Genomic DNA, 15,501 nt, shown 5'->3' with positions numbered 1-15,501 from the left:
CCCTTGCATTTCACGCGCCATTTGGGTCAGGTACTTGACGACCCAATCATTCGCCCCGGCGCCAATCTCGTGCGGCGGGGCGACTCAATTTATGCGTGGACGACGAGAATATGGAAAAGATTCCCATGACGCCTGCGGGCAATGCCGCGCTCGAGGCGGAGCTGAAAAACCTCAAATCCGTCGAGCGCCCGGCGATCATCGAAGCCATCGCCTCGGCCCGAGAGCTGGGCGACCTGAAGGAAAACGCCGAGTATCACTCGGCGCGTGAAAAGCAGGGCTTTATCGAAGGCCGCATCAAAGAACTGGAAGGTATCTTGTCGCTGGCCGACGTGATCGACCCAGCAAAGCTGTCCGGTGCTGTGAAATTCGGCGCCAAGGTCACTTTGGTCGATGAGGACACTGACGAGGAAAAGACCTGGCAGATTGTGGGTGAATATGAGGCCAGTATCGAAAGTGGCCTGCTGAATATCAAATCTCCTATCGCCCGCGCCTTGATCGGCAAGGAAGAAGGTGACAGTGTCGAAGTCCGCACCCCTGGTGGTGTACGTTCCTATGAAATCCTGAGTATCGAGTACGCCTAAGCCAAGCGCCGACAATGTCCGAGTCCACGCCAGAGCACGAAACCGAACGGCCCACACCGATTGGTATGTATGACCGGCCAGCGGAACCCGCGTTGACCGAAATCGAAATCGCGGCCATCGTTCTCAGCCTTATCTGGCTGGTCGTGTCGGTCGTATTCCTAGTGTTGCCCGGCAAAATAGAAGGCGGCGGTTTCGTGGTAACGCTGCTGGCGGTTTTCATGCCGATTGCCATGATCTGGGTGGCAGCCACGGCACTGCGCGCCAGCCGTATCATGCGTGAAGAAAGCGCGCGGCTACAAAGTTCGATCGACGCGATTCGCAATGCATTGATCGCTCAGCAGCAGCGCGCCTCCAGCGTCTATGAGCCCAATGTGTCCAAGAAACTGGACGAAATTGTCGAGACAGCCAAAAAGACAGAAAGTACCCTGGCCACGTTTTCCACGCATCGGACTCAGCCTGTTCGGGGCAGGACCCCGAATGCAAACGGCGACCAGACCACGCTGGAACTTGGAACACAGGCCGAAGACATCGCGCCTCCGCTTGGGACGGATGTGTTCATCCGCGCCCTGAACTTCCCTGAAACGCAGGAAGACACCGAAGGGTTCAATGCCCTGAGGCTGGCGCTGAAAGACCGCAAGACCGCGCAGCTGGTGCAGGCGTCGCAGGACGTGCTGACCCTGCTCAGTCAGGAAGGCATCTACATGGATGACCTGCGCCCCGACATGGCGCGTCCGGAAATCTGGCGGCAATTTGCGCAAGGATCACGCGGGCGAGCCGTGGCTGCTTTGGGCGGCATAAGGGACCGTTCGTCACTGGCGCTGACGTCAGCCCGGATGAAGCAAGATCCCATCTTCCGCGATGCCGCGCACCACTTTCTGCGCCGGTTCGACCACATGATCATCGAGTTCGAGCCCGAGGCCAGCGATGCCGACTTGACCGCGCTTGGCGACACGCGCACCGCGCGGGCGTTCATGTTGTTGGGTCGAGTGGCTGGAACCTTCGATTAAAGATCAAAGCTGCCATAGGGGATGAACCGGACCATGTCGCCCGGTTTGATATGGCACGCGCCATCCCCAATCTCGACCAGCCCTTCAGCCCAGCTTAGCCCACTGATCCGACCTGAGCCCTCGGAGGCGAACACCTCAGCCCGGCCATCACGGATGCGGGCGCGCAGATACTCGCGGCGGCCCGGTTTCTTACGCTTTTCAAACGCGGCGGGCAGGTCAAAGCCTTGAGGGGTCGACCAACCCTCGCCCGCCATCAGGCCCAAGGCCGGGCGCGCAAAGATCAGCGTGCAAACCAAAGCGGCCACCGGGTTTCCGGGTAGGCCGAACACAGGCGTTCCGTCCCACATCCCAAGCGCCAGAGGGCGACCGGGTTTCAACGCAATCCGCCATTCCTGCATCCCCCCTGCCTGCCGCAACAGGGCCGAGACATGGTCCTCATCCCCGGCAGACGCGCCGCCACTGGTCAGGATCACATCCGCGCGTTCAGAGGCTTGGTTCAGACAAGTCCGCAACGCCTCGCGGTCGTCGGGCACCCGGCCCATATCGACCGCCTCAAACCCCATGCGTTCCAACAAGGACAACAGCATCGGACGGTTGGCATCGTAAATCTGGCCCGGACCGGCGGATTCACCGGGTTCGACCAGTTCATCCCCAGTGGACAGAACCGCCACGCGCAGCACTTTGCGCACCGGAACCTCGGCCAGACCGGTGGCCGACAACAGCGCCAGATCGGCCGGGGTCAGGCGACGTCCGGCGGGCAGAACCGCGTCGCCCTCGGCCACATCCTCGCCTGCCTTGCGGGTATTTGCGCCGCGTTTCAGCGGCCCGTGAAAAGCGATGTGGCCGTCCTGAACGGTCACGTCCTCCTCCAGAATGACTGTATCCACGCCCGCAGGCAGTGCCGCCCCGGTCAACACACGCAACGCATGGCCCTCGGGCACCGTGCCATCAAACGGTATCCCAGCCGCCGCGCGCCCCGGATGCAGCGGCATGACCTGCGGGCCGTCAAGCGCGGCCCCGGCAAAGCCATAGCCATCCACCGCCGTATTGGGTTGCGGCGGGTTCGAGCGTTGGGCGATAACCTCCTGCGCCAGAATACGCCCGGTGGCCTGCGCCAAAGGCACGGTTGCCACGCCTGCAACCACGGTCAGCCGGTCGCGCAACAGGGCCAGCGCATCGTCGACCGGGGTCCAGTTCACCCCGGCGGGCAAGGCAAAACAATCGTTGCGCAGGGGTGGGGGCGCAATGTCGGGTTTGGTCATAGCCCCACCTCTCGCAAGATGAAATCGGCAATCGCCGCTGTGTCGTTCAGGTCAAAAACCGGCTGATCCACCTGCAGCGGCGTGTCGCTGGCCACGGCGCGGATCGTCGGGTTTTCGGGGGCCATCAGCGCGTTTCCGGCCTCGGCCCGGAACGCCTCGATCTTTGGATGGCCTTCTCGCTTGAACCCTTCGATCAGCACCAGATCGACCGGGGTCAGGCGAGCCAAAAGGTCGTCCATCAAAGGCTCGGGCGCGCCGCGCAGTTCTTGCATGATGGCGACACGCTGACCCGAGACCAACAGCACCTCGGACGCGCCTGCCGTGCGGTGGCGATAGCTGTCAGTACCGGGCTGATCCACATCAACGCTGTGATGCGCATGCTTAAGGGTCGAGACAGTAAACCCCCGCCCGGTGATTTCGGCCACCAGACGCTCCATCAGCCCGGTCTTGCCGGCGTTTTTCCAGCCGGTGACGCCGTAAACCCTCATGCCTGCTCCAGCAGCTGTTCGGCCCGCGCGAGATCGTCGGGCGTGTTGACGTTAAAGAACGGATCAAACGGCTCGGCGGTGAACAGCGCCTCGCGCCCGTCGTGCTGGTCGGTCCAGATCACCACCTTGCGCAAACCGTCCTGCAGCGCCGCCCGAAGATCATCGCGCAGCGCCACCGGCCAGAGGCCAAAGGTCGGGTGCCGGTTGATGCGTTTGCCCCCGCCGGATTTCAGCATTTCGTCCCCCCTGCGCGGCGTGGTGGCCAGCACGAGCGGGTGGGTCTGGCCCTGCGCAGCCTCGGTCAATCGCGTCACCAGATCACGGGGGAAAAACGGCGTGTCGGCAGCGGCGGTGATGATAGAGTCCGCGCCTTGTGTCGCCGCCCAGTCCAAGCCCGCCAGCACCCCGGCCAGAGGGCCCGCGAAGCCGTCAATCGTATCCGGCAGGATCGGCAGGTTCAGATCGGCAAACCGCTCAGGATCACCATTTGCGTTCAAGGCCAGCCCGCCCACCTGAGGCGCAAGCCGGTCGATCACATGCGCCATCAGGCTCTGCCCGCCGATGCGCAGCAGCCCTTTGTCGCCGCCACCCATCCGGGTCGCCAGTCCTCCGGCGAGGATAACTCCGAGGGGTTTGGTCATGTCGTCAGTCCTTTCACAGCGGGCCAGTTCGGCGTCCGAATAAAGATGCCGACAGCGAACAGAACCAGAAGACCAACCAACCAGTAAGACCAAACACTAGCGATCAGTAAGACCGAGAGGCATATGGCCGCGGTGTTTAGCCGGTATCGCCGCACCGCGGTTAGTGTCGGCCTGTCGAGCCCATTCAAACCAGGAAGTCCCCAAAACAACACACGCAAACGCGTCGACTTTCGCCGTTTCGGATTATCAGACGCACGAGAGGTTCCGACCAAGTCGGTCAGAGCGCCCCACTCAAGCTGATCCAGTATATCGTTGGGATAGGCCGCAAGCGCCATGTTCATCGCCAGCTCATCCGCATATTGGAATTTTATGGAATAGAGCGTTGTGACAATAAGAATCGGGAGGATCAGAAATTCTTCAAGCCCTGCGAGCATTTCAATCATCCCGCACTCTTCCTGCGATGTTTCTTATCCTCAACCGCCACGCTGGCCGGGTCGATGTCGCGCAGCAGACGGTCCTCACCCGACAGGCACACGAACCGCTGCCCGCGCATGCGACCGATCAGGGTCAGGCCGACCTCGCGCGCGATCTCGACGCCCCACGCCGTAAAACCGGACCGAGACGCCAATACCGGGATGCCCACCATCGCCGTTTTGATCACCATCTCGGACGTCAGACGGCCCGTCGTATAGAGGATCTTGTTCTCGGCCACCGCGCCTTCGGACAGCATCCAGCCCGCGATTTTGTCGACTGCGTTGTGACGACCCACGTCTTCCATATAGACCAGCGGACGATTTTCTTGGCACAGCACCGTGCCGTGGATCGCCCCGGCTTCAAGGTACAATGACGGCGTGCGGTTGATCTTGGCGGCCAAATCATACAGCCACGAGGTCCGAACCTGAACCTGTGGCAGGCGCACACCCTCGAGCCCCTCCATCATATCGCCAAAGACCGTGCCCACGGCGCAACCACTGGTGCGGGTCTTCTTCTTGAGCTTGTCTTCATACGAGGTTTCACGCGCCGTGCGCACGACCACGGTTTCCAGATCATCGTCATAGTCGACGCGGGTGATTTCGTCATCCGCCAGCAGCATCCCCTGATTGCGCAGGAACCCCAGCGCCAGATATTCGGGATAGTCGCCAATGGTCATCGCCGTCACGATTTCCTGCGAGTTGAGGAAAATGGTCAGCGGCCGCTCCTCAACCACCGAGATATGGCTGACCTCACCATTCTGGTCCACGCCCTCAACCGCGCGGGTCAGGCGGACCGCGCCGGGATCGGGGGCGATGATGTAGTCCGAAAGATCGAGTTCCGTGGCCAATTGCAACCCCTTCGTAAGACAGATACTGCTGCGGGCATCACCATAGGATTTAGCCATGGCAGACACCACATCCAAGTCTTACTTCTGGAAGGGTTTTCGCGACGGGACGCCGTTCATATTTGTGGCGATCCCCTTCGGCACCCTGTTCGGCGTCTTCGCGACCGAAGCCGGGCTGAACCTGTTGCAAACCATGACGCTGACCGCGACCGTCTTTGCCGGGGCGGCGCAGTTTGCCGCGCTGCAACTGCTGCAGGACCAGACGCCGACGGCAATCATCCTGATCTCGGCTTTGGCGGTGAACCTGCGGATGGCGATGTATTCCGCCTCGCTGACGCCCTATCTGGGGGCCGCGCCGATGTGGCAGAGGGCATTCGCGGCCTATCTGACCGTGGATCAATCCTATGCCAGCTCGATCATCCAGTTCGAAAAACAGCCCGACATGAGCGTGCCGCAGCGAATGGCCTATTTCGTGGGCTCAGTTACGCCGATCACGCCGTTGTGGATCTTGGCGACCTATCTGGGGGCAGTGCTGGGCACGCGTATTCCTGAAAGCTGGGCGCTGGATTTTGCCTTGCCGATCACCTTTCTGGCCATGATCGGGCCGATGATGCGGACCTTACCGCACGTGGTCGCGGCCCTTGTTGCCATCGTCGTGTCGCTGTTCACCGTCGGCGTCCCCTATAACCTTGGCCTGCTGATCGCCGGATGCGCGGGCATGATCGCAGGCGCTCAGGCCGAACTCATCGCTGAGCGCAGAAAGGCCCGGACATGACCCCGCCAGATCCCGTTACCGTCTGGACCATTATCATCGGACTGGCGATCGGCAGCTATGGGCTGCGCTTTGTCTTTATAGGATTGGTCGGAGACCGACCGATGCCCCCCTGGCTGCTGCGCCATCTACGCTATACAGCCGTGGCGATCATCCCTGCGCTGATTGCGCCGCTGGTGGTCTGGCCAACCGCGACCGAAGGCCAGCCGGACATACCGCGCATGTCGGCTGCGGCGGTCTCTGTGGCCGTGGGGCTTTGGACCAAGAACGTTATCGCAGCGATTTTCAGCGGGACCGGAACCCTTTACGGATTGCTGTATCTACTGGGCTAGGGCCGTGTCCTGCTGGTTCAGCAGGGCATTGTTCGCTGCCAACCCAGCTTGCAAGTCAGCCGAGTCATTCTCGCGGTATTCCGTCGTCACCACTCCCGGTATCTGGCCGAACTGATCGGACAGTTTCACGGGGTAAAAGGTGGTGCTGATCTGCTCGAACCCCGGCACCTGCTGCAGCAGTTGCGCGGTTGAATTGGTACAAAACGCCCCCGCCACCGGGCCGGATTGTTTGGCCAGTTGCAGCGCGATTTCGGCCTGTTGCGGGGTCACTTCGATTGTCTGGACGCGGGCATAGTGCGTCTCGCGCGCGTGGCTGCTGCGATAGGCGCGCTCCACGTTGGGAGTGATGCCATACAGCACATCATCCTTGATCGGCACCACATCGGCGCGGAAAGATCCTGCGGGGTCAAAAATCACCCGCTCGCTGCCGCTGATCATCAACGAGGTATGCGCCCCCGAACCGGTGCGCGTGCTGATCATCGTATAGAGCGTCAGGGTCGACGGGCCGGGATCACTATAGGACCGGGCCGCAATCTCTGAGAAATCGGCCTGCGGACGTTGAGAGCCCACGCAGCCAGCCACCGTTGCTGCCAGAAGGCAGGCAATCACTATCCTGATCACGATGGACCCCGATTTTAAGGTTTAAGAAGCGAAAACCGCCAGGAACAGGCACAGGAAGGCAATGGCTACGACGCACCACGTGGTCGCCCTGATAAAGCCGTCAAATGTTTTTTCCTGAACTTTGATGTCCATTTCGCCGTGCTTGTATTCAGCCATGTGAAATATTCCCAATTCGCGTGTTTGAGACGTTGGTAATCGAAAACGCGAGGGCTGTCACCACGTCATTCGCGCGCAGGGGCCGCAGATTGGAACACCGAACAGCCCGGATACCCGAAGCCCCAGCGCCACGGCAGGCCAGAACAGGGTGCGCCGCCGAATCGAACAGCCGCAAACATCGCTTCGGCTGTCACGGAATGGGCGGTGCGAATCTGGTCGGGTGTCATGTCATATCGGACGGAATACTCTTCGGCGTGCTCAGTGCCGTGCTGTTTCACGCAGGCGCGCAGCGTGTCATCCGCTGACAGGCGCGCGTCATAACTGTCTTCGGCGCGCAGGGCTGCACCCGCGTTGTGATAGGCCCGATCATGGGCCACGCAGCAGTATTCCCAGGGTGGGTGCGCTTCATACAAAGCGCGGAACTTCGGGAATGTCTCGGCCACGAACCGCCAGCTGGTCGACAACCCGCCCGAGCATCCATCAGTCTCGAATACTGTTAAATCTGCTCCCTCGCTTTGCGCGATCAGCGCGCGATGGGCGGGCAGTTCGAGGCTGCGCATGAAATCTTGCGCCGCGAGCGGGCTGGCCAGAACCGACAGGATCAGCGCCAGTTTACGGGCTTGCATCGCGCATCGCCTGTTTGTCCACGGACATGCCAAAAGTAGTTGCAAGCCACAGCAAAAGGCGCTCAGCCGGGCCCATCTCGGCCCGGATGCGCAACACCTCGTTGGCCAGCGCCGGGTCATCGGTGATCAACCCGTCTACCCCCATCGAAGCCATGGCCGACATCTGCAGCGGGTCATTCACCGTCCAGACATAGATATCCTTGCCCGCCGCCTGCACGCTGCGGACCAGCCCCGGCGTCGCCATGCCCGCATTGACGGCCACAAACTCACCTTCAAGCCCTGAAAGGTCTCCGACCGCCGTGGCGGCCAGAACACCGGCGCGCCAGTCAGGGCGCAGTTTTTCCATTTTCTGCACGGCGGGGTATTTCAGCGACATGGTGGCGATGTCGTCCTGCATCTCGAACTCTTCCACCAGCGCGGCGACGCGATTTTCCAGATCGACGTCGTGACCGTAATATTTCAACTCAATGATGACCTTGGCCTTGCCCTTTGCTGCCTCCAGAACTTGTCGCAGAGTCGGGGTGCGTTCGTCGGCGTATTCAGGATCGAACCAACTGCCGATGTCGATCTCGGCCACGTCTTCCATCGTGGCATCCCAGACCTTGGTGGGCACGCCCGCCAGTTTCATGAAATCACTGTCATGAGCCACAATCACCACGTCATCTGCCGTTTCCTGCACGTCGATCTCGACCCAATCGGCACCGTCCTCGATGGCTTTCAGAACTGCGGCCATGGTGTTTTCCGGCCGCAACGCTGCAGCCCCCCGGTGGCCGATCACCTCGGCCCGGTCGGGGGCATCGACACGGTCCAGCACCTCCTGCCCGACCCATAGCCCCGCAACCAAGGCCACCGCCGCGCCGCCAAGAGCGGCGAGAAGCGGCACGCGCAGATTGCCCGGTTCGGGATGCGGGGGCTCCGAGGTCTTGATCTCGAAAAACCCATCCAGCAGCACCGCCAGCGCGCCCAGCGCCGTTGCGGCCAGAACCAGCCCGGCCAGAGACCACAGCCCGGCTACGATCAAACTGTAGATCAGCGCCAGCTTCAGATGAGACGCCCCCTGCAGCGGCACCAGATCGAACAACAACCCAGCCACCGTCGCAATCAACGCGGCAATGACAATGCGCAGGCACAGCCAGATCGCCAGCTCAAGCTTGAGCCGCCCGCGCTTACCCTCCATCCGGGTGGCGCTGACGTTGAAGGCGCTGGCGGGGGCAACGGATTCGAACAACACCAGATGCAGGCCCAGCGCCCAGGCCGAGAGCCTGCGGATCAACACCCAAGCCATGACCAGCACCACCGCGCCGATCAGGCCCACGGCCACAAGGAAGGATGGCGGGCGGAACGTCAGGTAATAGTTGATGTCATATTCGGTCAGGGTCCACCACGCGATCACCGCCGCGACAGCGGCAAATGGCACAACCAACAGCAACACCCGCAACACGAACCGCACCGCGAAACCGAATAGAGCGGGCAGGCGCGATAGGATCAGGCCAATGGCGGAACTGCCCGCGCGCCACGGGTCACGTTCACCCATTCGCAACGAGGCTGCCATGACCGAAAAGACCAGCACCTCAGCCAATAGAAACAGGCTAAGCACCACCACAGCCGCCACGAACCCGACCGGAGACAGGATGAATGCGGCGATGGCCTGATCCGTCAGCGCGGTCTGGTTTGAGAGCGACACCGCCAGATTGACTGTAATCGCCACCCCCGGCGCGATCAGCGCAACCAGCAGCAGGCGCACGGCCAGATAGATCGGCACAAAGACACGTCGTCGCGCCCAGGCGCCGCGATAGGATGTTGTAACGGCTGAAAAAAGGCTCACCAGCGTTCCCCTTGAATGACCAACGTATTCAAGGCCGCGCAGAGGTGAATTGCAAGATGTACGCTCAGCTTTCTTCCAGATCGGCCGCCAGGCGGAACCCAATACGGTTGGCTGGCTTGTCCTCGACCGATTTGGGCAGGGCGCGCAGCATCACGTTCAGCTGGCTGACATGCTGCACCAATTGCGTCCGCGCGCCGGGCCCGTCCGAGCCATAAAAGGTGATCATATCAGGGTCGAAATAGCCCATCCCTTCGATCCGCATCACGCCTGCATCGCCACCAGTGAAACCCATGGCGACCTCGTGATCGGCATCCAGCGTTTTCTCGAAATTCTGGATATAAAGGATCAGCCGCTCATAGGCCCATTGCGCCGGGCTTTTGCTTTCAACCGGTTTTTGCAGTGTGTCGGGCAGATTTTGTGTGCCGGATTGGGCGTCAGGGTTGGCATGGACTTCGTAACAGCGGGGCAAGGCCGCCGCTTCTGCTGCCTCGGCCGAGGTTTCGATTTTGTCCATGGCATTACCCTTTGCGTTGAAACTCCCACGCCCCGTCTGCGCGCCGCGTCCGGGTCACCGCTCCAATGTGGTAAAGATGGTTCAGATGTGCAACCGACTCGACCAGAGCCAGCCCATATTCGCCATCGCCGATCTGGCGTTTGAACAGGGGCGGAAAGCACTCGGCGGCGGTTTTGGGCGTGTCCAGATAGTTTTGCAGACGCTCCAACGCACCATGGTGATTGTCGATCAGTTGCTTCATCCGCAGCGGAAGGCCAGTGAAGGGCAGCTTGTGCCCGCCCAACGCCAGGTGATCGGGGCGCGCCAACCCTTGCAGCCGCTCACAGGCCTCAAGCCATTCGGCCACCGGATCGGCCAGCGGCTCGGTCACATAAACCCCCAGATTGGGGCTGATCGAGCTTAGGATCTGATCGCCGGTGATCACCAGATTGTCGTCACGGCTCCAGAAGGTCGCGTGTTCGGGGGCGTGGCCATTGCCCATATGCACGTCCCAATCGCGCCCGCCCATTCGGATCACGCTGCCCTGCTTGATCCGGGTAAAGCCCAGCGGCATCGGATAGACCGTATCGCAGAAATTGAACGGCCGTTCGGTCATGCGTTTGGCCAAGAAATCCGCATCCATCCCGGCGCTGCGGTAATAATCCAGCGTCTCGGTCGGCCAGGTTTCCTGCACGTCCAACTGCAGCATCCGCGAAAACAGCCATGCGGTGCGGGTTGTCACCAGCTCGGCTCCGTGTTCGGACTGGAACCAACCGGCATTGCCGACATGGTCAGGATGGTGGTGTGTCACCACCACCCGTTTGACCGGCTTGCCGCCCAGCGGGCCCGCCATCAAATCAGCCCATATGCGGCGCGTCTTGTTCGAGGACAGACCGGTGTCGATCACCGTCCAACCGTTGCCATCATCCAGCGCATAGATGTTGACGTGATCCAGCGCCATGGGCAGCGGCAAGCGCATCCAAAGCACGCCTTCAGCGACCTCGGTCGCCTCGCCCGGGGCCGGAGCCTCGGGCCAGGGATAACGGATCGTCAAAGGGCTCTCGCCGTCCATCAGGCGGCCAGTTCTTCTGCGCTGAGACCGTAGACATCCTCGGCCCCGTTTTGCGCCTGCGCCAGCAGACCTGAGTATTCAGGCAGCAATGCGTTGATGTAGAAGCGCGCCAGCTTGAAGCGCGGACCTTCGGGCTCGGCCAGCGCCGCCTTCAGGTGGTAATGCGCGCCCAAAATGCGGGCGAAGGCATGCAAATAGGGCACGGCACCGGCAAAACGGTTGTTCATGTCGGCCTGCGACACCAACCACTCGGTGGCCTCGCGCAGGCTTTCGGTGGCTTCCCAGACCGGACCGGCTAGTTCCGGCATGGTTGCACGGGCCGTTTCAGCGTGATCCTCGATCTCGTCCAGAAGACGGCTGGCCGCTTCGCCGCCATCCATCATCTTGCGGGCCACAAGGTCCAGCGCCTGAATGCCGTTGGTTCCCTCATAGATCGCTGTCACGCGGACATCGCGATAGAACTGCGCCGCGCCGGTTTCCTCAATGAAGCCCATTCCACCGTGGACCTGCACGCCCTCTTCCGAGACGCGCATGCCTGTTTCGGTTCCAAACGCCTTGCTGATCGGGGTCAGCAGCGCAGCGCGCGACACCCATTCAGGATCATTGGTGGCCGTCGCCATGTCGATCGCCGCCGCATTGGCCAGCATGATCGCCCGCGCCGCAAATGTGTCGGCACGCATGCTCATCAGCATCCGGCGCACATCGGCGTGGTCGATGATGGTGCCAGAAGGCGTCTTGCCCTGCTTGCGTTCCAACGCATAGGCCAATGCGTGCTGATAGGCACCTTCAGCAACGCCAACGCCCTGACCACCCACGCCCAGACGCGCGTTGTTCATCATGGTAAACATCGCGGCCATACCGCCGTGTTCCTTGCCCACAAGCCAGCCTTTGGCACCGTCATACTGCATCACGCAGGTCGGCGAGCCGTGAAGGCCCATCTTGTGTTCCAGCGAAACCACTTTCAGGTCATTCGCCAATCCGGGATTGCCGTTTTCGTCCGGTAGGTATTTGGGAACCAGGAACAGCGAAATCCCCTTGGTTCCAGGCACGCCATCGGGCAGACGCGCCAGAACAAGGTGGCAGACGTTTTCCGCAAAGTCGTTGTCCCCCCAAGAGATGTAGATTTTTTGGCCCGACACCGCATAGGTACCATCGCCATTGGGTTCCGCTTTTGATGTCAGCGCACCCACATCCGAACCGGCCTGCGGTTCGGTCAGGTTCATGGTGCCTGACCACTCGCCTGCGATCATCTTGGGCAGGTACAGCTCTTTCAGCGCATCACTGGCGTGGTGTTCCAACGCTTCGATCTGGCCCTGCGTCATCAGCGGGGCCAATTGCAGTGACAGACAGGCCGCTGACATCATCTCGTTTACGGCGGTTGTCAGAGTCATCGGCAGGCCCATGCCACCATATTCGGGATCCGCGCTCATGCCGATCCAGCCGCCTTCGGCAATCGCTTTCCAGCCGTCGCCATAACCCGGTGAGGTGCGCAGAACACCGTTCTCCAGCCGCGCCGGCTCCAGATCGCCGGGGCGTTGCAGCGGGGCCATGACCTCTTCGCACATCTTTCCAGCTTCGGTCAGAATCGCGCTGACCACGTCTTCGCTGGCTTCCGAAAACTTGTCAGTGGCGGCGATCTGTCCGAAATCGACCGCATGGCGGAACAGGAATTCGTAGTCAGAGACTGGTGCGCGATATGGCATGGCTTCACCTCGGGGCTGTATAAAGGTCTGCAACGGCGGGGTTGGAAAACCCAGCGCCCACCGTTATTCATCTGGATTTGGACGATTACGTACCTGTCCCCATGATACAAGCAATCAAAACGCGGCGTCACCACCCATGATCCCCAACGGAACACTCGAACTGTTCGCCGACCCGGCCGGAATTGAGCAGGCAGCGGACCTGCTGCGGCAAGGACAGCTTGTCGCTTTCCCGACCGAAACAGTCTACGGGCTGGGCGGCGATGCCCGCAACGGAGAGGCCGTGGCCCGCATTTATGCAGCCAAAGGCCGCCCCAGTTTCAACCCATTGATCGCGCATGTCGCATCGGTCGACGCCGCAAAACGATTTGTGACATGGTCAGATCAGGCACAGGTTCTGGCAGATGCTTTTTGGCCCGGCCCGCTGACTTTGGTTTTGCCATTGCGCGCTTACCATCAAGTGTCGTCTCTGGTGACCGCTGGCCTCGATACGCTGGCCGTTCGCGTTCCGGCCCATCCTACGGCACACGCTATTCTTGAAGCCTTTGACGGGCCCGTTGCGGCGCCGTCAGCGAACCCGTCAGGGCAAATCAGCCCGACAACCGCTGATCACGTGCGGACCGGGTTGGACGGACGCATTGCCGCTATCATGAACGACGGTCCGTGCGGGGTCGGTCTGGAATCGACGATCGTTGGACTGGCCGGTGAGCCAACCTTGCTACGCCCCGGCGGCGTCGCGCTGGAAGAGATCGAGAGCACCCTGAACACCCGCCTCCATCTACATCAAACCGGAGATCTGCTGACAGCACCCGGCCAGTTACTATCCCACTACGCGCCCGATGCCCCGGTTCGCTTGAATGCTGACGCCACTCAGGGGGACGAGGTGCTGTTGGGTTTTGGGTCTGTTCCTTGCGACCTCAACCTGTCGGCTAAAGGCAATTTGGTCGAAGCCGCCGCTAACCTGTTTGCAGCGCTGCACCAGTTGAATACCACCGGTCGACCGATTGCGGTTTCGCCAATCCCGGATCACGGCCTTGGGGCAGCAATCAATGACCGCCTGCGCCGCGCCGCTGCACCGCGCGATCGCTGATCAGGCACGCCCGGCGCTGGCCGACAAAGTCAACGGATCAACACCCAAAGTGGCAAGCGCGGCCTCCCATTTCTCGTCATCGGGGACGTCGAACACCAGTTTCGAGGACGCATCCGTGGTCAGCCAGCCATTCATGGCAATCTCATCCTCAAGCTGGCCCGGACCCCAGCCGGAATAGCCCAGCGCCAATGTCGAATTGAGTGGACCACGACCCGAGGCCAGATCTTCAAGGACGTCCAATGTCGCGGTCATGCTGAAATCATCCGAAATTTTCATCGAATGAAGATTCGCATCATAGTCTGAACTGTGCAGAACAAAGCCGCGCGACATCTCGACCGGCCCACCAAAATGTACGAGGCGTTCGCCCACGACAGGGATTCGGCAGGCGATGTTGAGCTGCCCAAGCAAAGTCTTGATCCGCAGGTCTGACGGCTTGTTGATGATCAGACCCATCGCCCCATCATCTCCGTGGCTGCACATATATACCACCGAATGATCGAAGCGCGGATCGCCCATACCCGGCATCGCAATCAACAGTTTTCCGGTCAGGTCCATAAGATGGCATCTCTTGCTTGGTGCCCTTCAACAATGGCCCCGAGCGGCGGCGATTGGCAAGAGATCAGCGCAGATTTCCGCAGATTTCATTCGAGTGACCTGAACGTGACTTGGAATCTGCGTCGGGACCGCGCATTTATAGGTTATGAACGTACATATGACAGTCTCAGCGGTCGCATTGACCTTCGCCCTTGGATTTGTTGCCCCGGCATTCGCTCAGGTGACTGGTACCGTGGCAGAATTGGATATTCTCGACGGTGGTCGCACCACGCAGGGAACCTATATGACAGCCGTGCGGGTGACGTTGGATGATGGGTGGAAAACCTATTGGCGCGCGCCCGGTGATGCAGGCATTCCACCGCATTTCGACTGGAACAGTTCGGACAATGTTGGGAACGTGTCGATTACCTGGCCGACCCCTGAAGTCTTTGTCCAGAATGGACTGCAATCCATCGGGTACGAAGACCAGCTTGTTCTGCCGGTTGAGATTACACCGAAGAATCCCAGCCAACCTGTGCACCTTAAAGGTACGATGGATCTTGGCGTGTGCAAGGAAGTCTGCATCCCGGCACAACTGGACTTCGATCACAAGCTGAACGCCGATGCCGGGCGCAACCCGGCAATTGCCGCAGCGCTCGCGCAGCGCCCCTATTCCGCAAAAGAGGCAAGGGTCGCTCAGGCCAGCTGCCGCCTGACACCGACATCGGACGGGATGCAGATCGAAGCTCGGGTGACGATGCCCTCGGCTGGCGGTCAGGAACTGGCAGTGATTGAGCCCGGCAATCCCACTCTTTGGGCATCACAACCCGACACTGAGCGCCAGGGTGACACGCTTGTTGCCACGTCCGAAGTGATCAGCGCATCCGGGGCGCCCTTTGCGTTGGAGCGGTCCGAGATCAGGATCACCGTTCTGGGCGCAAATCACGCGGTTGACATCAAAGGGTGCAGCGCAGGCTGATCCC

General features: G+C 61.0%; 19 protein-coding genes. 6 read left to right on the top strand and 13 right to left on the bottom strand.

All coding sequences use genetic code 11. From position 1 onward, the window contains the following. Positions 1–110 precede the first annotated feature (110 nt). Together greA and AC2TAD_RS07020 are read left to right on the top strand one after the other, a co-directional pair. A complete protein-coding gene (gene greA, locus AC2TAD_RS07025) occupies positions 111–581 on the top strand; it encodes a transcription elongation factor GreA (RefSeq protein WP_170353560.1) in 471 nt (156 codons plus the stop codon). A gap of 14 nt (positions 582–595) precedes the next feature. Continuing rightward, entirely contained in the window at positions 596–1,588 is a 993-nt protein-coding gene (locus AC2TAD_RS07020) for a hypothetical protein (protein ID WP_480866820.1), read from the top strand. Here the strand turns inward: AC2TAD_RS07020 and AC2TAD_RS07015 are convergent. The 5 genes from AC2TAD_RS07015 to AC2TAD_RS06995 are packed head-to-tail and all read right to left on the bottom strand — an operon-like array spanning position 1,585 to position 5,357. Further along, positions 1,585–2,850 (bottom strand): molybdopterin-binding protein, encoded by a 1,266-nt coding sequence (locus tag AC2TAD_RS07015; RefSeq protein ID WP_480866818.1) that lies wholly within the window; start codon positions 2,848–2,850, stop codon positions 1,585–1,587. The two genes, AC2TAD_RS07020 and AC2TAD_RS07015, sit on opposite strands and share 4 nt — an antisense overlap. Further along, positions 2,847–3,338, bottom strand: a complete 492-nt coding sequence (gene mobB / locus AC2TAD_RS07010) for a molybdopterin-guanine dinucleotide biosynthesis protein B (RefSeq protein WP_480866817.1) — start codon at positions 3,336–3,338, stop codon at positions 2,847–2,849. Before mobB ends, AC2TAD_RS07015 begins: the two co-directional genes overlap by 4 nt. Next, positions 3,335–3,979 carry a molybdenum cofactor guanylyltransferase MobA gene (gene mobA, locus AC2TAD_RS07005; protein WP_480866815.1) on the bottom strand — a complete coding sequence of 215 codons (645 nt, stop codon included), beginning with the start codon at positions 3,977–3,979 and terminating at the stop codon, positions 3,335–3,337. The genes mobB and mobA overlap by 4 nt, the downstream gene beginning before the upstream one ends. Further along, the gene (locus AC2TAD_RS07000) at positions 3,976–4,422 is read right to left on the bottom strand and encodes a hypothetical protein (protein WP_480866814.1); all 447 of its coding nucleotides are present in this window, start codon (positions 4,420–4,422) and stop codon (positions 3,976–3,978) included. Before AC2TAD_RS07000 ends, mobA begins: the two co-directional genes overlap by 4 nt. Next, entirely contained in the window at positions 4,419–5,357 is a 939-nt protein-coding gene (locus AC2TAD_RS06995; protein WP_480866812.1) for a formate dehydrogenase accessory sulfurtransferase FdhD, read from the bottom strand. The genes AC2TAD_RS07000 and AC2TAD_RS06995 overlap by 4 nt, the downstream gene beginning before the upstream one ends. Here AC2TAD_RS06995 and AC2TAD_RS06990 point away from each other — a divergent pair. Further along, on the top strand, positions 5,356–6,072 hold the full coding sequence (locus AC2TAD_RS06990; RefSeq protein ID WP_353391170.1) for an AzlC family ABC transporter permease: 717 nt from the start codon (positions 5,356–5,358) through the stop codon (positions 6,070–6,072). The genes AC2TAD_RS06995 and AC2TAD_RS06990 overlap by 2 nt on opposite strands. Next, positions 6,069–6,401 carry an AzlD domain-containing protein gene (locus AC2TAD_RS06985; RefSeq protein ID WP_480866811.1) on the top strand — a complete coding sequence of 111 codons (333 nt, stop codon included), beginning with the start codon at positions 6,069–6,071 and terminating at the stop codon, positions 6,399–6,401. Before AC2TAD_RS06990 ends, AC2TAD_RS06985 begins: the two co-directional genes overlap by 4 nt. On the opposite strand, the gene AC2TAD_RS06980 is transcribed toward AC2TAD_RS06985, so the two are convergent. The 7 genes from AC2TAD_RS06980 to AC2TAD_RS06950 all read right to left on the bottom strand — a co-directional run bounded on the left by AC2TAD_RS06980 (position 6,390) and on the right by AC2TAD_RS06950 (position 12,897). Continuing rightward, positions 6,390–7,022, bottom strand: coding sequence for a hypothetical protein (locus tag AC2TAD_RS06980; RefSeq protein WP_170751874.1), 633 nt, complete (start codon positions 7,020–7,022; stop codon positions 6,390–6,392). The two genes, AC2TAD_RS06985 and AC2TAD_RS06980, sit on opposite strands and share 12 nt — an antisense overlap. Before the next feature lie 21 nt (positions 7,023–7,043). Continuing rightward, positions 7,044–7,178, bottom strand: a complete 135-nt coding sequence (locus AC2TAD_RS06975) for an aa3-type cytochrome c oxidase subunit IV (protein ID WP_480866809.1) — start codon at positions 7,176–7,178, stop codon at positions 7,044–7,046. A gap of 65 nt (positions 7,179–7,243) precedes the next feature. Further along, the gene (locus AC2TAD_RS06970; RefSeq protein ID WP_480866808.1) at positions 7,244–7,804 is read right to left on the bottom strand and encodes a hypothetical protein; all 561 of its coding nucleotides are present in this window, start codon (positions 7,802–7,804) and stop codon (positions 7,244–7,246) included. Further along, a complete protein-coding gene (locus tag AC2TAD_RS06965) occupies positions 7,791–9,629 on the bottom strand; it encodes a glycerophosphodiester phosphodiesterase family protein (protein WP_480866807.1) in 1,839 nt (612 codons plus the stop codon). The genes AC2TAD_RS06970 and AC2TAD_RS06965 overlap by 14 nt, the downstream gene beginning before the upstream one ends. Positions 9,630–9,693: 64 nt before the next feature. Beyond that, on the bottom strand, positions 9,694–10,143 hold the full coding sequence (locus tag AC2TAD_RS06960) for a DUF6173 family protein (RefSeq protein ID WP_170353572.1): 450 nt from the start codon (positions 10,141–10,143) through the stop codon (positions 9,694–9,696). Positions 10,144–10,147: 4 nt separating this feature from the next. Continuing rightward, positions 10,148–11,194 (bottom strand): MBL fold metallo-hydrolase, encoded by a 1,047-nt coding sequence (locus AC2TAD_RS06955; RefSeq protein WP_480866805.1) that lies wholly within the window; start codon positions 11,192–11,194, stop codon positions 10,148–10,150. After that, the gene (locus tag AC2TAD_RS06950; RefSeq protein ID WP_480866804.1) at positions 11,194–12,897 is read right to left on the bottom strand and encodes an acyl-CoA dehydrogenase family protein; all 1,704 of its coding nucleotides are present in this window, start codon (positions 12,895–12,897) and stop codon (positions 11,194–11,196) included. The genes AC2TAD_RS06955 and AC2TAD_RS06950 overlap by 1 nt, the downstream gene beginning before the upstream one ends. A gap of 136 nt (positions 12,898–13,033) precedes the next feature. Between AC2TAD_RS06950 and AC2TAD_RS06945 the strand changes: the two genes are divergently transcribed. Beyond that, a complete protein-coding gene (locus tag AC2TAD_RS06945; protein ID WP_480866802.1) occupies positions 13,034–13,984 on the top strand; it encodes an L-threonylcarbamoyladenylate synthase in 951 nt (316 codons plus the stop codon). On the opposite strand, the gene AC2TAD_RS06940 is transcribed toward AC2TAD_RS06945, so the two are convergent. Further along, positions 13,985–14,539 (bottom strand): YqgE/AlgH family protein, encoded by a 555-nt coding sequence (locus AC2TAD_RS06940; protein WP_170353576.1) that lies wholly within the window; start codon positions 14,537–14,539, stop codon positions 13,985–13,987. It abuts the gene before it with no gap. A 157-nt stretch (positions 14,540–14,696) separates the two neighbouring features. On the opposite strand from AC2TAD_RS06940, the gene AC2TAD_RS06935 reads away from it, so the two are divergent. Beyond that, positions 14,697–15,497 (top strand): protein-disulfide reductase DsbD domain-containing protein, encoded by an 801-nt coding sequence (locus AC2TAD_RS06935; protein WP_480866799.1) that lies wholly within the window; start codon positions 14,697–14,699, stop codon positions 15,495–15,497. The last annotated feature ends 4 nt before the right edge of the window (positions 15,498–15,501 follow it).

This window comes from Ruegeria sp. HKCCD7628, assembly GCF_057221005.1.
The sequence above is the reverse complement of the archived record's forward strand: the minus strand, read 5'-3'. Positions and strand labels throughout refer to the sequence as shown.

Coding starts and splice junctions, on each gene's coding strand:
- greA (WP_170353560.1), top strand. CDS start 111: ATGGAAAAGATTCCCATGACGCCTGCGGGCAATGCCGCGCTCGAGGCG.
- AC2TAD_RS07020 (WP_480866820.1), top strand. CDS start 596: ATGTCCGAGTCCACGCCAGAGCACGAAACCGAACGGCCCACACCGATT.
- AC2TAD_RS07015 (WP_480866818.1), bottom strand. CDS start 2,850: ATGACCAAACCCGACATTGCGCCCCCACCCCTGCGCAACGATTGTTTT.
- mobB (WP_480866817.1), bottom strand. CDS start 3,338: ATGAGGGTTTACGGCGTCACCGGCTGGAAAAACGCCGGCAAGACCGGG.
- mobA (WP_480866815.1), bottom strand. CDS start 3,979: ATGACCAAACCCCTCGGAGTTATCCTCGCCGGAGGACTGGCGACCCGG.
- AC2TAD_RS07000 (WP_480866814.1), bottom strand. CDS start 4,422: ATGATTGAAATGCTCGCAGGGCTTGAAGAATTTCTGATCCTCCCGATT.
- AC2TAD_RS06990 (WP_353391170.1), top strand. CDS start 5,356: ATGGCAGACACCACATCCAAGTCTTACTTCTGGAAGGGTTTTCGCGAC.
- AC2TAD_RS06995 (WP_480866812.1), bottom strand. CDS start 5,357: ATGGCTAAATCCTATGGTGATGCCCGCAGCAGTATCTGTCTTACGAAG.
- AC2TAD_RS06985 (WP_480866811.1), top strand. CDS start 6,069: ATGACCCCGCCAGATCCCGTTACCGTCTGGACCATTATCATCGGACTG.
- AC2TAD_RS06975 (WP_480866809.1), bottom strand. CDS start 7,178: ATGGCTGAATACAAGCACGGCGAAATGGACATCAAAGTTCAGGAAAAA.
- AC2TAD_RS06970 (WP_480866808.1), bottom strand. CDS start 7,804: ATGCAAGCCCGTAAACTGGCGCTGATCCTGTCGGTTCTGGCCAGCCCG.
- AC2TAD_RS06960 (WP_170353572.1), bottom strand. CDS start 10,143: ATGGACAAAATCGAAACCTCGGCCGAGGCAGCAGAAGCGGCGGCCTTG.
- AC2TAD_RS06955 (WP_480866805.1), bottom strand. CDS start 11,194: ATGGACGGCGAGAGCCCTTTGACGATCCGTTATCCCTGGCCCGAGGCT.
- AC2TAD_RS06950 (WP_480866804.1), bottom strand. CDS start 12,897: ATGCCATATCGCGCACCAGTCTCTGACTACGAATTCCTGTTCCGCCAT.
- AC2TAD_RS06945 (WP_480866802.1), top strand. CDS start 13,034: ATGATCCCCAACGGAACACTCGAACTGTTCGCCGACCCGGCCGGAATT.
- AC2TAD_RS06940 (WP_170353576.1), bottom strand. CDS start 14,539: ATGGACCTGACCGGAAAACTGTTGATTGCGATGCCGGGTATGGGCGAT.
- AC2TAD_RS06935 (WP_480866799.1), top strand. CDS start 14,697: ATGACAGTCTCAGCGGTCGCATTGACCTTCGCCCTTGGATTTGTTGCC.